Origin of the sequence: Microbacterium gallinarum (assembly GCF_014837165.1) — a bacterium.
Classification (GTDB): domain Bacteria; phylum Actinomycetota; class Actinomycetes; order Actinomycetales; family Microbacteriaceae; genus Microbacterium; species Microbacterium gallinarum.
This window is the reverse complement of record NZ_JACSPM010000002.1, coordinates 431,075-444,892: the sequence shown is the minus strand read 5'-3', so window position 1 is coordinate 444,892 and position 13,818 is coordinate 431,075. Positions and strand designations below refer to the sequence as shown.

General features: G+C 71.3%; 14 protein-coding genes. 7 read left to right on the top strand and 7 right to left on the bottom strand.

What is annotated here, in order from left to right; all coding sequences use genetic code 11:
• The first annotated feature begins 10 nt into the window (after positions 1-10).
• Genes tsaB through H9622_RS08980 form a run of 4 tightly spaced genes read left to right on the top strand, consistent with a single transcriptional unit; the run spans position 11 to position 2,866 of the window.
• Positions 11-667, top strand: a complete 657-nt coding sequence (tsaB, locus tag H9622_RS08995; protein WP_191766040.1) for a tRNA (adenosine(37)-N6)-threonylcarbamoyltransferase complex dimerization subunit type 1 TsaB — start codon at positions 11-13, stop codon at positions 665-667.
• A complete protein-coding gene (rimI, locus tag H9622_RS08990) occupies positions 664-1,161 on the top strand; it encodes a ribosomal protein S18-alanine N-acetyltransferase (RefSeq protein ID WP_191766039.1) in 498 nt (165 codons plus the stop codon). The genes tsaB and rimI overlap by 4 nt, the downstream gene beginning before the upstream one ends.
• On the top strand, positions 1,158-2,228 hold the full coding sequence (gene tsaD, locus H9622_RS08985) for a tRNA (adenosine(37)-N6)-threonylcarbamoyltransferase complex transferase subunit TsaD (RefSeq protein ID WP_191766038.1): 1,071 nt from the start codon (positions 1,158-1,160) through the stop codon (positions 2,226-2,228). The genes rimI and tsaD overlap by 4 nt, the downstream gene beginning before the upstream one ends.
• Positions 2,225-2,866 carry a DUF4190 domain-containing protein gene (locus H9622_RS08980; RefSeq protein WP_318247073.1) on the top strand — a complete coding sequence of 214 codons (642 nt, stop codon included), beginning with the start codon at positions 2,225-2,227 and terminating at the stop codon, positions 2,864-2,866. The genes tsaD and H9622_RS08980 overlap by 4 nt, the downstream gene beginning before the upstream one ends.
• On the opposite strand, the gene H9622_RS08975 is transcribed toward H9622_RS08980, so the two are convergent.
• The gene (locus H9622_RS08975; protein ID WP_191766037.1) at positions 2,856-4,049 is read right to left on the bottom strand and encodes a THUMP-like domain-containing protein; all 1,194 of its coding nucleotides are present in this window, start codon (positions 4,047-4,049) and stop codon (positions 2,856-2,858) included. The genes H9622_RS08980 and H9622_RS08975 overlap by 11 nt on opposite strands.
• A gap of 146 nt (positions 4,050-4,195) precedes the next feature.
• On the opposite strand from H9622_RS08975, the gene groES reads away from it, so the two are divergent.
• On the top strand, positions 4,196-4,492 hold the full coding sequence (groES, locus tag H9622_RS08970; protein ID WP_017203655.1) for a co-chaperone GroES: 297 nt from the start codon (positions 4,196-4,198) through the stop codon (positions 4,490-4,492).
• A 275-nt stretch (positions 4,493-4,767) separates the two neighbouring features.
• Positions 4,768-5,676: an EamA family transporter RarD gene (gene rarD, locus H9622_RS08965; protein ID WP_191766151.1), complete on the top strand. Its 909-nt coding sequence runs from the start codon at positions 4,768-4,770 to the stop codon at positions 5,674-5,676.
• Between the two features lie 33 nt (positions 5,677-5,709).
• Here rarD and H9622_RS08960 read toward each other — a convergent pair whose 3' ends face one another.
• Genes H9622_RS08960 through H9622_RS08950 form a run of 3 tightly spaced genes read right to left on the bottom strand, consistent with a single transcriptional unit; the run spans position 5,710 to position 8,583 of the window.
• Positions 5,710-6,021: a metal-sensitive transcriptional regulator gene (locus H9622_RS08960; protein WP_191766150.1), complete on the bottom strand. Its 312-nt coding sequence runs from the start codon at positions 6,019-6,021 to the stop codon at positions 5,710-5,712.
• A 1-nt stretch (position 6,022) separates the two neighbouring features.
• A complete protein-coding gene (locus H9622_RS08955) occupies positions 6,023-8,371 on the bottom strand; it encodes a heavy metal translocating P-type ATPase (protein ID WP_191766036.1) in 2,349 nt (782 codons plus the stop codon).
• The gene (locus tag H9622_RS08950; protein ID WP_191766035.1) at positions 8,371-8,583 is read right to left on the bottom strand and encodes a heavy-metal-associated domain-containing protein; all 213 of its coding nucleotides are present in this window, start codon (positions 8,581-8,583) and stop codon (positions 8,371-8,373) included. The genes H9622_RS08955 and H9622_RS08950 overlap by 1 nt, the downstream gene beginning before the upstream one ends.
• Before the next feature lie 249 nt (positions 8,584-8,832).
• On the opposite strand from H9622_RS08950, the gene H9622_RS08945 reads away from it, so the two are divergent.
• Positions 8,833-10,122, top strand: coding sequence for an ABC transporter substrate-binding protein (locus tag H9622_RS08945; protein WP_191766034.1), 1,290 nt, complete (start codon positions 8,833-8,835; stop codon positions 10,120-10,122).
• 190 nt (positions 10,123-10,312) lie between these two features.
• Here the strand turns inward: H9622_RS08945 and H9622_RS08940 are convergent, their stop codons facing one another.
• From H9622_RS08940 to H9622_RS08930, 3 genes are read right to left on the bottom strand one after another with little or no spacing between them, the layout of a single operon-like run.
• Positions 10,313-11,725 carry a glycosyltransferase gene (locus H9622_RS08940; protein ID WP_191766033.1) on the bottom strand — a complete coding sequence of 471 codons (1,413 nt, stop codon included), beginning with the start codon at positions 11,723-11,725 and terminating at the stop codon, positions 10,313-10,315.
• Positions 11,722-13,305, bottom strand: a complete 1,584-nt coding sequence (gene guaA, locus H9622_RS08935) for a glutamine-hydrolyzing GMP synthase (protein WP_191766032.1) — start codon at positions 13,303-13,305, stop codon at positions 11,722-11,724. Before guaA ends, H9622_RS08940 begins: the two co-directional genes overlap by 4 nt.
• Positions 13,302-13,802, bottom strand: a complete 501-nt coding sequence (locus H9622_RS08930) for a DUF3817 domain-containing protein (protein WP_191766031.1) — start codon at positions 13,800-13,802, stop codon at positions 13,302-13,304. The genes guaA and H9622_RS08930 overlap by 4 nt, the downstream gene beginning before the upstream one ends.
• Positions 13,803-13,818 lie beyond the last annotated feature (16 nt).

Sequence of the window (13,818 nt, the reverse complement as noted above, 5' to 3'; positions counted from 1 at the left end):
CCTGGGAAGGGTGATCCTCGGCATCGACACGTCTCTCGGCACGGCCGTCGCGGTCGTCGAACACGACGGCGTCGTGCGCTCCCAGGTGGAGAGCGTCGATCCCCGCGGCCACGCCGAGGTGATCGGCTCGCTCATCGGGCAGGCGCTGGCCGAGGCATCCCTCACCGCCTTCGACATCACGCATGTCGCCGCCGGCATGGGCCCGGGGCCGTTCACGGGACTGCGGGTGGGCATCGCCGCCGCGCGGGCGTTCGCGCTGGGCCGCGGCATCCCGGTCGTGCCGGTCGTGAGCCACGACGCGGTCGCCCTCGAGCTGCTCCTGCACGACGCGCTCACCGGGGGCTACGAGAGCGACGACCTGCCGTTCGCCGTCGTGACCGACGCCCGCCGCCGCGAGTTCGCCCACTCGGTGTACCGCGGCCTCGACGACGACGGGCTGCCCGTGCGCATCGCCGAACCCGCGCTCACGCCGCGCGACGACCTCGACGCGGTGCTCGCGCGCGAAGGCGTGCTGCGCCGCGATGCCGAGCGCGTGCCCGGCGCCCTCCTCGCGCTGTGCGCGGCACGCGCGCTGACCGCCGGCCGCGTGATCGCCCCGTCCGACGCGCTGTACCTGCGCTCACCCGACGTGACCCCGCCCGCCGCGCGGAAGCGGGTCGGCACATGACGCTGCGCGCCGCCCTTCCGGTCGACGTCGAGGCGATCATGGCGCTCGAGCGGGCGTCGTTCCCGACCGATGCCTGGTCCGACGCCATGATGCGCGAGGAGATCGCCTCGCCGCACGGCTGGTACGTCGTCGACGAAGAAGCGGGGCGGCTGGTCGGCTACGCGGGCCTGCGGGCGGTGTGCGGAGCCCCGGACGCCGATGTGCAGACCATCACCATCGCCGAGTCCGCCCGGGGCCGCGGCCGCGGCCGCACGCTGCTGCGAGCACTCCTGGCCGAGGCTGCCGATCGCGGTGTGCGCGAGGTGTTCCTCGAGGTGAGGGCCGACAACCCGGTGGCGCAGGCGCTGTACGTCTCGGAGGGCTTCCTCGAGATCGCCCGCCGCCCGCGCTACTACCAGCCCGACGACGTGGACGCCGTCGTCATGAAGCTCGACCTGCGCGGGTGGGCCGCGCGGGATGCCGCGTCCGCCGACGATGCGGGAGTGTGCACGTGAACCGGTCCGAGCCGCTGATCCTCGGCATCGAGACGAGCTGCGACGAGACCGGGATCGGCATCGTGCGCGGACGCACCCTGCTGTCGAACACGATCGCCAGCTCGATGGACGAGCACGCCCGCTACGGCGGCGTCGTGCCCGAGGTCGCCGCCCGCGCGCACCTCGAGGCGCTCGAGCCGACGATCCACGCGGCCCTCGCCGAGTCGGGCGTCGCGCTCGCCGACATCGACGCCGTCGCCGTCACGTCCGGCCCCGGCCTCGCGGGGGCCCTCATGGTCGGCGTCGGTGCGGCCAAGGCGCTCGCCGTCTCCCTCGACCGCCCGCTGTACGCCGTGAACCACCTGGTCGGGCACATCGCCGCCGACATCCTGGACGCCGACTCGCCGCCCATCGAGTACCCGACGGTCGCGCTCCTCGTCTCGGGCGGGCACACGTCACTGCTGCTCGTGCGCGACCTCACCAGCGACGTCGTGCTGCTCGGCGAGACCGTCGACGACGCCGCGGGCGAGGCGTTCGACAAGGTGGCGCGGCTGCTCGGACTGCCCTATCCGGGCGGCCCCGAGATCGACCGGGCCGCGGTGACCGGTGATCCCGAGGCGATCCGCTTCCCCCGCGGGCTCTCGCGCCCGGGCGACATGGCCGCCCATCGCTACGACTTCTCGTTCTCAGGGCTCAAGACCGCGGTCGCGCGGTGGATAGAGCAGCGCGAGGCGGCCGGCGAGCCGATTCCGGTCGCCGACGTCGCGGCGAGCTTCCGCGAGGCCGTGGTCGACGTGCTCGTCACGAAGGCGCTCGCCGCCTGCCGTGATCACGGGGTGCCGCGGCTGCTGCTCGGCGGAGGCGTCATCGCCAACCGCCGCCTGCGCGACGTCGCGCTCGAGCGCGCGGCTGCGGAGGGCGTCACCGTGCGCATCCCGCCGCTGTCGCTGTGCACCGACAATGGGGCGATGATCGCCGCGCTCGCAGCCGAGCTCGTGATGTCGGGCCGTCCGCCGTCGACGCTCGAGTTCGGGGCCGACTCGACCCTGCCGGTGACCGAGATCCAGGTCGCGGAGGCGGTCGCGTGAGCGACGACGAGCGGATGCCGCCGCACGGCGAGCCCGCGGCGGGCGACGCGCCCGCGCAGAAGGCCGAGTCTGCGGGGCTGACAGAGCAGGTGCCTCCCGTGCCGCAGGCCGAGCCCGCGGCGCGGGTCGAGCCTGCGCAGCCCGCCCCGCAGATCCCGCCCGTTCCACCCGCGCCGACGACGCCCGCGCCACCCGCCCCTCAGCCCGCGGTCGAGCCGCCCTCGCCCGACGTGGCGCTGGCGGACGAGGCATCCCCTCTCCCCGGCGCGCACCGCGGAGGCTTCCTGCGACTGCCGACCGCGCCGGTCGCGGTGACGTCGCAGTCTGCGCCGCCCGAGCCGGGCACCGAAGAGTCGGCGACGACCGCGCAGTGGCTCATGCCCCCGACGGACCAGCCGCATCGCGGGTTCGCCGGCTGGGCGCTCGCCTCGTCGATCGCGGGGCTCGTGGTGTCGCTCTTCGTCGGCTGGGGCTTCCCGATCGGGCTGGTCGGGGTGGTGACGGCGATCCTGGCGCTGCGCCGCCCGCTCGAGAGCCGCCCGGTCGCGATCTGGGCGCTCGTGCTCGGCGCCGTGTCGATCCTCTACAGCGCCGGGTGGCTGTTCTACGCGGCCGCGCAGGCGTCGATCATCGGCTGACGCGGTCGGCGAGGATCGCGAGCCGCCGGCTGCCCACGCGGGTGAGGAACAGCGTCGCCTCACCGTCGCCGCGCAGCGTGAGCTTCTTGCGGAACTGGGCGGGGTCGACGTCGACCCCCCGTTTCTTGATCTCGAGGCGCCCGATGCCGCGATCGCGCAGCGCCGCGTTGATGGTCGGGATCTTCGCCGGCATCGCCTCGTCGACCCGGAAGGTCGACACGAACGGGCTCGTGACCGCGGCATCCGACGTCAGATAGGCGATGTGCTCGTCGAGCATGCCGGCCTCGAGCGATCGAGCGACGTCGCCGATGAGTCGCGCGCGGATGACCGCGCCGTCGGGTTCGTGTAGGAAAGCGCCGAGTTCACGGGCCGGCTCGTCAGGCGCGTCAGCGGCGCCGGTGAGTTCGTGCGCCTCGTCGCCGCGCAGCACGAGGGCCGCCCGACGCACGCCGTGCCGGGCGAGGCTGCGCGACCACAGCACGAGCTCGACGGTGGAGCCGTCGGCGCTGATCCACTGGGCCTCGAGCTCGTCGGGTATCAGGTCGCGATCGAGACCCGGACCGAGCTTGATCCCCGTGGGGAGGCGCGTCGCGAGATCGAACGCCCAGTCCAGCGACGGCGACCAGTCCTCGGGACTCGTGCGCTTCGTCTCTGAGTGCCCGGCCGTGCGCCGCGCCGGATCGAGCCACACGGCGTCGACGCCCGCGAGGTCGGCGTCTTCCGCGGTGCCGTGCGTCACGGTGACGGCGTCGCCGAACGGCGCGAGGTTGTAGGCGGCGATCGCGGCGGTGACCTCGTCGGCGTCCACGGCGGTCACGGCGAGGCCGAGTCCCGCGAGCCCGAGGGCGTCTCCACCGATGCCGCAGCCGAGGTCGGCGACGCGGCCGACGCCGGCCGCACGGAACCGTCCGGCGTGCCGCGCCGCGATCGGCAGTCGCGTGGCCTGCTCGAGTCCGGCACGCGTGAACAGCATCCGGTCGGCGAACGCGCCGAACTTCGCCGCCGCTCGGGCACGCAGCCGCGACTGCGTCACCACCGCCGAGACGAGATCGGGGGAGTGCCCGTCCTTGCGCAGCCGGGTGACCGTCCGGGCGACGTCGTCCGCCGACTCGATGGCCGGAAGCGCATCGAGCAGGCGGAGTCCCTCGGGGGTCAGCAGCGCGGTGAGTTCGGCCATGTCCACCGGGCAAGCCTATGTCTCCGCCACAGAACGTCACGTGGTTGGCACTCACGTTGCGTGAGTGCCAGCGCATCCCTAGACTTGAAGTAAGCACTCTCACCAGCAGAGTGCTAACGAGTCTTCAGTCTCAAGGAAAGAAGAGGTAGACCGTGTCGGTTTCCATCAAGCCGCTCGAGGACCGCATCGTCATCAAGCAGGTCGAGGCCGAGCAGACCACCGCGAGTGGCCTCGTCATCCCCGACACTGCCAAGGAGAAGCCGCAGGAGGGCGAAGTCGTCGCCGTCGGCCCCGGCCGCATCGACGACAACGGCAACCGTGTTCCGCTCGACGTCGCCGTCGGCGACCGCGTGCTCTACAGCAAGTACGGCGGAACCGAGGTCAAGTTCGGCGCCGACGAGTTCCTCGTCCTGTCTGCTCGCGACGTCCTGGCGGTTGTCGTCCGCTGACATCGCGTACATCGCACAGGCGAGAGGGTCGGATGCTTCGGCATCCGACCCTCTCGTCTTGCCCGGGCGGCAGCGGCCGGTGGCAGGAATCCGGCGGAGGTCGGCAGGCCCGCGTCGCCGCACGGGCTGCACCGCGGACCGCGCGACCGGTGCGGGCGTAGGCTGAATCGGTGAGCCACGAGTCGTCGTCCCCGTCCGGTCGCGACGTGGCGGAGCCGCTCGACGATTCGACCGCGCTCGATCTCGGTGTCACGACCAGCAGCCGCGGCGTCCGCATCGCCGCCGAGGCCCGCGAGCGCACGCTCGGCGGCGCCTACGCACTGAGCGCGTACGCACTGTGGGGCTTCCTGCCCCTGTACTTCCTGCTCCTCGCGCCCACCGGGCCGTGGGAGCTCGTCGCCTGGCGCATCCTGCTCTCGCTCGTCTTCTGCGCGCTGCTGCTCACGGTGACGCGCACATGGCCCCGCCTCGTCGCCATCATGCGGCAGCCCCGGCTGCTCGGACTGACGGCGCTGGCCGGCGCCCTGATCTACGTCAACTGGCAGGTGTTCATCTACGGCGCCCTGACCGGGCACGTGATCGAGACCAGCCTCGGATACTTCATCAACCCGATCGCCACGGTCCTGCTGGCGGTGCTCGTGCTGCGGGAGCGACTCCGCCCCACCCAGTGGGTGGCGATCGGCATCGCCGCTGGTGCCGTGCTGGTCATCGTGCTCGGCTACGGATCCTTCCCGTGGATCGCTCTCGTGCTCGCGGCATCCTTCGGCACCTACGGGCTCGTGAAGAAGAAAGTCGGCCCGTCCGTCGATGCGGTGAGCGGGCTCACCCTCGAGACGCTGTGGCTCACGCCGGTGGCCGCCGTGATCCTCGTGAACGTCGGCGTCACCGGCGGCCTCACCATGGGCGCGTACGGCTGGGAGCACGCCGTGCTGCTCAGCCTCACGGGCGTCGTCACCGCCGTGCCGCTGCTGCTGTTCGCGGCCGGCGCCCGGCGCGTCTCTCTCACCACGATCGGCCTGCTGCAGTTCGTCGCGCCGGTGATGCAGTTCCTGACGGGCTGGCTCGTGCTCGGTGAGCCCATGCCGCTCGAGCGCTGGATCGGCTTCGGGCTCGTATGGCTGGCGCTGATCATCCTGACGGTCGACTCCGTGCTCCACGCACGCCGCGTGCGCGCAGCGCGCTGACCGCCCGGCCCGATGGTGGCGAGCCGGTCGGGCTCAGCGGACCAGGCGCGCGATCGCCTGGGTGGCCTCGGTGATCTTGGCGTCGGCTTCGGCGCCGCCCAACCGTGCGGCATCCACCACGCAGTGGCGCAGATGGTCATCGAGCAGGCCGACGGCCACCGCCTCGAGCGCGCTCGTCAGGGCGCTGATCTGCGTGAGGATGTCGATGCAGTACTTCTCGTCCTCCACCATCTTGTGGATGCCGCGGGCCTGGCCCTCGATGCGACGCAGACGGTTGAGGTACTTGTCTTTGTCCGTGATGTAGCCGTGGTGCGCGTGGTCGGCATCGGCGACGGTCTCGATCATGTCAGGCGTGGTGTTCACGGTGCACCTCCGGGTGCGGGGCAGGTCGGGCGGGGTCGAGGGGAGCGGATGCCGCGGCGGCACTCGCCCGGCTGCGGAAGGACCGCAGCCGCAGGCTGTTGCCGACGACGAACACGCTGGACAGCGCCATCGCCCCGCCGGCGATCATCGGGTTGAGGAGTCCCAGCGCGGCCAGCGGAATCGCCGCCACGTTGTAGGCGAACGCCCAGAACAGGTTGACCTTGATCGTGCCGAGCGTCGCGCGTGACAGGCGGATCGCGTCGGCGGCGCTGCGCAGGTCGCCGCGCACGAGTGTGAGGTCGGACGCCTCGATCGCGGCATCCGTCCCCGTGCCCATGGCCAGCCCGAGGTCGGCCTGAGCGAGGGCGGCGGCGTCGTTCACGCCGTCGCCGACCATCGCGACGACGCGCCCCTCGCCCTGCAGCTGTGTGACGACGGCCACCTTGTCGTGGGGCAGCACCTCGGCGATCACCTGGTCGATGCCGACCTCGTCGGCCACCGAGCGGGCGACGGCGGCGTTGTCTCCGGTGAGCAGCACCGTGCGCAGTCCGAGCGCACGCAGCTGTGAGACGGCTTCCCGACTGGTCGGCTTCACCTCGTCGGCCACGACGAGCACGCCGTGCACCTCGGCATCCCAGGCGACGAGCACTGCGGTGCGTCCGGCCGCCTCTGCCGCACGTTTCGCCGCAGCTATTTCGACCGGCAGCTTCAGCGCCCAGTCGGCGAGCAGAGCCTCGCGCCCGACGATGACCGCGCGCCCGTCGACGACCCCCGTCACTCCCTTGCCGGGAACGCTCTGGAACGACTCGACGGCGGGGAGGTCGCCCGCTTCGGTGCGCGCGTCGCGGGCGATGGCCTGGGCGATCGGATGCTCGGAGGCATCCTCGAGGGCTCCGGCCACCCGCAGGATCTCGGCCCGGTCGACGCCTTCTGCGACGGCCACGTCGACGAGCGCCATGCGACCCTTCGTGACGGTGCCGGTCTTGTCGAGCACGACGGTGTCGACGGTGCGGGTCGACTCGAGCACCTCGGGACCCTTGATGAGGATGCCGAGCTGTGCGCCGCGCCCGGTGCCGACGAGCAGGGCAGTGGGGGTCGCGAGGCCGAGTGCGCACGGGCACGCGATGATCAGCACCGCGACGGCAGCCGTGAAGGCCATGGCGGCGTCGTAGCCCAGTGCGAGCCAGGTGACGAGCGTCGCGATCGCGATCAGCAGCACGATCGGCACGAAGATCCCCGAGATGCGATCGGCGAGGCGCTGCACCTCCGCCTTGCCCGACTGCGCCTGCTCGACCAGCCGCGCCATCTGCGCGAGTTGAGTGTCGTCGCCGACGCGTGTCGCACGGACGACCAGGCGTCCGCCGGCGTTCACGGTCGCGCCGACCACCGCGTCGTCGGGGCCCACCTCGACTGGAACCGACTCACCCGTGACCATCGAGGCGTCGACGGCGGACGTCCCCGACACGATGACGCCGTCGGTCGCGATCTTCTCGCCCGGGCGCACGACGAACTCCTCGCCGACGCGAAGGTCGGCGATCGGGATGCGGGCTTCCGAGACGGTGCCGTCGGCGCGTCGGCGGAGCACCGCGACATCTTTCGCGCCGATCTCGAGCAGGGCGCGCAGGGCGGCACCGGCGCGGCGCTTCGAGCGCACCTCGAAGTAGCGCCCGGCCAGGACGAACATCGTGACGCCTGCCGCGACCTCCAGGTAGATGTCACCCGCACCGTCGCCGGGCTGGACCGTCCACTCGAACGCGTGGGTCATGCCGGGCATGCCGGCATGACCGAAGAACAGCGCGTAGAGCGACCACAGGAACGCGGCCGACACCCCCAGCGAGATGAGCGTGTCCATCGTCGCGGCGCCGTGCCGGAGGTTGATCCACGCCGCACGGTGGAACGGCCAGGCGCCCCAGACGACGACGGGTGCTGCCAGCGCGAGCGAGGCCCACTGCCAGTACGTGAACTGGAGGGCGGGGATCATCGAGAGCAGGATGACCGGCACGGCGAGCACGATCGACCCGATGAGCCGCTGGCGCAGGCTCACCAGCTCGGTGTCGGGCAGGTCGTGATCGTGATCGTCCTCAGCGGACGCGGGGGGAGCCGGGAGCACGGCGGTGTAGCCGGTCTTCTCGACCTCCTCGATGAGGGTCTGCGGATCGAGCGTGGCGGGGCCGCTCACCGTGGCCTTCTCCGTGGCGTAGTTGACGGATGCCTCGACCCCCTCGAGGCGGTTCAGCCGCTTCTCGATCCGGGAGGCGCAGGACGCGCAGGTCATCCCGCCGATCTCGAGCTCGATGCGCGCACCCGCCGGGGGCAGCGCTGCGGAGGTCATCAGGCGCGCGCCGCCTCATAGCCGGCCTCATCGACGGCGGCGAGCACGTCGACATCGGAGAGCGGGGCGGTGGAGCCGATCACGAGGCTGCCCGACGCGGCGTCGACCGCGACCGTCTCGACGCCGGCGATCTTCGACACCTCGGTGCGCACAGCTGACTCGCAGTGGCCGCAGGTCATGCCGGTGACGGTGTACTCGGTCGTCTGAGTCATCTTCGAATGCCTTTCAGAATGCGGAACGGAATACCCCTCAGGGGTACAACTCGGTCCAGCTTATACCGGTGAGGGGTATCCCGGGTCGGTCCGAGCGTTTTCACTTCGTTATCGCATCGCGTCCGGCATCCACAATGCGTTACACATCGTTAACGAATGGCAACATTGCGGGGCGCTTCGGATGGTTAGGTTAGGGACACTGGGTCGGCCCCCGAGCCTTCCCGTCGTTCATCCACAGCAAGGAGCAACATGAGCGTCTTCACCCGCTCGCGCAAGTCCGCCCTCGCAGGCGTTGTTGCGCTCGCCGGCGCCAGCGCCCTCGTCCTCGCCGGCTGCGCCGGTGGCGGAACCGGAGGAGGAGAGACCAGCGCCCCTCCCACCGAGGAGCGCGACCTCACCCTCAAGATCGGCACGATCCTGCCCCAGACGGGCAACCTGTCGTTCCTCGGCCCGCCCGAGGAGGCCGGTGTCGGTCTCGCCGCCGCAGACGTCAACGAAGCGTCGGGCGACACGGGCCTCACGATCGACGACATCGTCTGGGGTGACTCCGGCGACACCGACAACAAGGCGTACGCGACCACCATCCAGACCCTGATCTCCGAGGGCGTCTCTGCCGCGATCGGCGCCGCGTCGTCGGGCGTGACGAAGCTCTTCCTCGACGACGCCGTCGCCTCGGGCATGATCGTCTTCTCGCCGGCCAACACGTCGCTCGACTTCACCTCGTGGGACGACGACGGCCTCTACTGGCGCACGGCTCCGTCCGACACCCTCCAGGGCGAGGTGCTCGGCAACGTCGTGGCCGAGGACGGCCACGAGAACGTCGCGGTCCTGTACCTCAACGACTCGTACGGCACCGGCCTCAACGCGGTCTTCCAGGAGACCTTCACGGGCGCCGGCGGCACGATCGTCGAGGAGCAGTCCTACAACACCGGCGACACCTCGTTCGACGCGCAGATCAGCGCGCTGATGGCCTCGAACCCCGACGCCATCGTGCTGATCACGTTCGACGAGATCTTCACCATCGGCCCGGCGCTGCTGTCCGCGGGTTACCCCGCCGACCAGCTGTACCTCGTCGACGGCAACCTGAAGAACTTCGGTGCCGACGCCAAGTGGCCGGCCGACATCAGCATGGAAGGCGCGAAGGGCACCACGCCCGCCGGCCCGCTCGAGGCTGACACCACCTTCCAGGACCGCCTCAACGAGTGGTGGACGGGTGAGGGCAACAGCGAGCTGACCGACTTCTCGTACGCCAACGAGTCGTACGACGCGGTCGTCCTGCTCGCGCTCGCCTCGCTCGCCGCGAACTCGACGGACCCCGCCGACATCGCCGGCAAGCTCCAGGAGGTCTCTGGCGGTTCCGGTGAGGGTGAGAAGTGCGACAACTACGCCGACTGCGCCGAGATCATCCTCGGTGGCGGCGTGGCCGACTACGACGGCTTCTCGGGCCCGATCACGTTCGATGAGAACGGTGACCCGACCCAGGCCACCGTCGGCGTCTTCGAGTACGGCGCGGACAACAACTTCACGCGCATCGGCTGAGTCGATCCCATAACGCGAAAGGGCCCCGGAGCGATCCGGGGCCCTTTCCCGTCCCCGGTGCGGCGGTGGCACGGGTTCCCCTGTCACGAGTAGCCGGGCTGGGCGGCGTGTCGTGACAGGTCAGCACAGGCGGCGGAGCGCGGAGAGACGTCGAGCCCGGGGAGACGCGCGGTCAAGAAGAGACGCGCCGTCAGCGGGCGCGGCGGGAAGGGCTGTCGACAGCCGCGCGCATCGCAGCCACCAGCGCCGGGCGCACGGCGTCGGGCGTGAAGCGGGCGGCGGCCGCACGGGCGCGGCGCGACAGGTCGGCGCGGCGCCGGTCGTCGCGCAGCAAGCCGATGACGGCGTCGGCGAGCGCGTCGATGTCGCCCGGCGGTACGAGCACGCCCGCGCCGTCGGTCGCCTCGCGCGGCCCGTAGCGGGCGTCGGTCGACACCACGGGAAGCCCTCGTGCGAGCGCTTCGGCGATCGACAGCCCCTGCCCTTCGAAGGCGGTGGAGGTGACGAACAGCGCGGCACGGTCGAAGATCGCGTCGCGCTCGGCAGTGGCGCCGTGGAGGGTGACGGATGCCGCGATCCCGAGCTCATCGATGAGCCGCTGCAGCTCCTCCCGCAGCGGACCGTCGCCGTAGATGTCCAGGCGAGCCTCCGGCTCTTCCCTGACGACGCGCTGCCATGCGCGGATCGCGACGTCGACGCGCTTCTGCGGGGCGAGGCGGTTGAGCATGACGACGAGGCGCGGGTCGCGCGACTCCAGCGCGGGAGGCTCGGCGCCGAGATCGATGGTGTTGGGCACGACGTGGAACGTGCCGGGGTCGCCGAACCGCGCGGCCACTTCGTCACGCTGGGCGGCGGTGGGCCACAGCACGGCGTCGTAGCGGTCCAGCGTGGCGAGCCAGCGCCGCCACATGCCGGTGACCGGAGCGCCGGGGTCGTCGTACGGGTCCGGGAGGTGCGAGTTGTGCACGGTGTGGACGAGCCGCACGCGGGGATCGTCCCAGTCGGCGAGCGCCTCGCCGATCTGGCGCGACTCGACGACGACGACGAGCAGCCGGTCCGGGGCGGCGGCGTCCGCACGCCGCTCGTCGGCGAGGTGCGTGAGCCACGTCGTGTACAGACGGCGGAATCCGCGGAGCACGCGATCGCCTCCGGGCGCGTGCACGATGACGGGGGCGTCGGACAGGTGCCACTCGGGGTTGTCGCGCAGGACCGGGAGCGACACGACGGGTCGGCCCGCGGCATCCACTATCTCGCGATGCTCGATGCCCGTCCACCCGGCTGTCGCGGGATCGGCGTGCTCGGCGGTCACCGGCTCGCCCGCCGCGAAGAGCCACGTGGGGTCGGCGGCGAGGTCGTCGAAGAGGTTTCGAGCGGCATCGACTCGCTCGAGCAGGCCGGCATCCAGGAACGCGCGCCGCTGCGCCTCGTGCACGTCGGGCGCTGCGCCGTCCACGCTCAGCAGCAGCGGGTCGACCGCCCCGGCCGAGACCAGCAGGCGCCGGCGCGTCGGAACGGCCACCGCGAACCCGCCGTCGAGTCCGAGCGCCACGCGGCTGGTCAGCAGCAGGTACTCGGCGTCGGGCAGGCCGGCGACGCCGGTCACTCCCACTCGATGGTCCCCGGGGGCTTCGACGTCACGTCGAGCACCACGCGGTTCACCTCGCGCACCTCGTTCGTGATGCGGTTGGAGATCTTCGAGAGGACGTCGTAGGGCAGCCGTGTCCAGTCGGCGGTCATCGCGTCTTCGCTTGAGACGGGGCGCAGCACGATGGGGTGGCCGTAGGTGCGGCCGTCGCCCTGCACGCCGACCGAGCGCACGTCGGCCAGCAGCACGACCGGGCACTGCCAGATCTCGCCGTCGAGGCCGGCCCTGGTCAGCTCCTCGCGCGCGATGGCGTCGGCGTCACGCAGAATCTCGAGGCGGTCAGCGGTGACCTCACCGACGATCCGGATGCCGAGGCCGGGGCCCGGAAACGGCTGGCGGGCGACGATCGCCTCGGGAAGGCCGAGCTCGCGGCCGATCGCCCGCACCTCGTCCTTGAACAGGGTGCGCAGGGGCTCGACGAGCTCGAACTGGAGGTCTTCGGGCAGTCCGCCGACGTTGTGGTGCGATTTGATGTTCGCCGTGCCGGCGCCGCCGCCCGACTCCACGACGTCGGGGTACAGCGTGCCCTGCACGAGGAAGCGGATCGGCTCGCCGTCGGCGGCCGCCTCGGCGACGAGCTCGCGCTCGGCGGCCTCGAACGCGCGGATGAATTCGCGTCCGATGATCTTGCGCTTCTGCTCGGGATCGCTGACGCCCTCGAGGGCGTTGAGGAACTGCTCACGCGCGTCGATCGTGATGAGGCGGACACCGGTCGACGCGACGTAGTCGTTCTCGACCTGCTCGCGCTCGCCCTTCCGCAGCAGCCCGTGATCGACGAAGATCGCGGTCAGCTGGTCGCCGACGGCCTTGTGCACGAGTGCGGTCGAGACGGCGGAGTCGACGCCGCCCGACAGCGCGGAGATCACACGGCCCGAGCCGATCTGCGCCCGGATGCGCTCGACCTGCTCGGCGATGACGTTGCCGCTGTTCCAGTCGGCCGGAAGCCCCGCGGCCTTGTGAAGGAAGTTCTCGATGACCTGCTGGCCGTGGTCGGAGTGCTTCACCTCGGGGTGCCACTGCACGCCGTACAGGCGCTTCTCGTCGCTGCCGAATGCCGCGACCGGGGTCGCGGACGTCGAGGCGAGCACGTCGAAGCCCTCGGGTGCGCGCGACACCTGGTCGCCGTGGCTCATCCACACGTTCTGGTCGACGGGCTGGCCGCCGAGCAGCACCCCGCCGTCGCCTGTGACCGCGGCATCCGTCGCTCCGTACTCGCGCAGGCCGGTGTTCGCGACCTCACCGCCGAGTGCCTGGGCCATGACCTGGAAGCCGTAGCAGATGCCGAGCGTCGGAACGCCGAGGTCGAACACGCCCGAGTCGAGCGAGGGGGCGCCGTCTTCGTACACCGACGAGGGTCCGCCGGAGAGGATGATGCCCACCGGGTTCTTCGCCGCGATCTCGTCGGCCGACGCCGTGTGCGGGACGATCTCGCTGTACACGCCGGCCTCACGCACGCGGCGTGCGATGAGCTGGGCGTACTGCGCCCCGAAGTCGACGACCAGGACGGGACGCTGGGAGGTTTCGGTCTGCTCGGTCAACGCTGGTTCTCCGTGGGGATCGCGTGGGTGAGGGTGGAGTGCTCGGCGCCGGAGTGCAGTTCGGCCTGCTCGCGCTCGGTGAGGTACTGCTTGACGTCGCGTGCGACGCGCGCCTCCATGAAGAAGGAGAGCAGGGGCACGACACCGCCGGCCGCGAGCATGCCCAGGCGCAGGAGGTTCCAGCGCATCAGGCTCCACACGCGGAAGCAGGAGATGAGGTAGACGACGTAGAACCAGCCGTGGGCGACGAGGATGCCGAGTGAGAGGTTGAACCCGTCGCCGGTCGACTCCGACCCGTCGGGCCCTTCGACCACGGGCGCCCACCAGAGGAAGCCGCCGGATCCGCCGAGGAAGAGCTCGAGGTTGAATGCGTACTTCATGACCATCTCGCCGACCAGCAGGAGCAGCATCGTGCCGGTGATGACCGAGCAGATCTGGTAGAACTTCAGGGCTCCGCGGATCGCCGGAAAGGTAGCGAGCTTCGGGGGGCGGGGCATGCGCCCAGTCTACCCG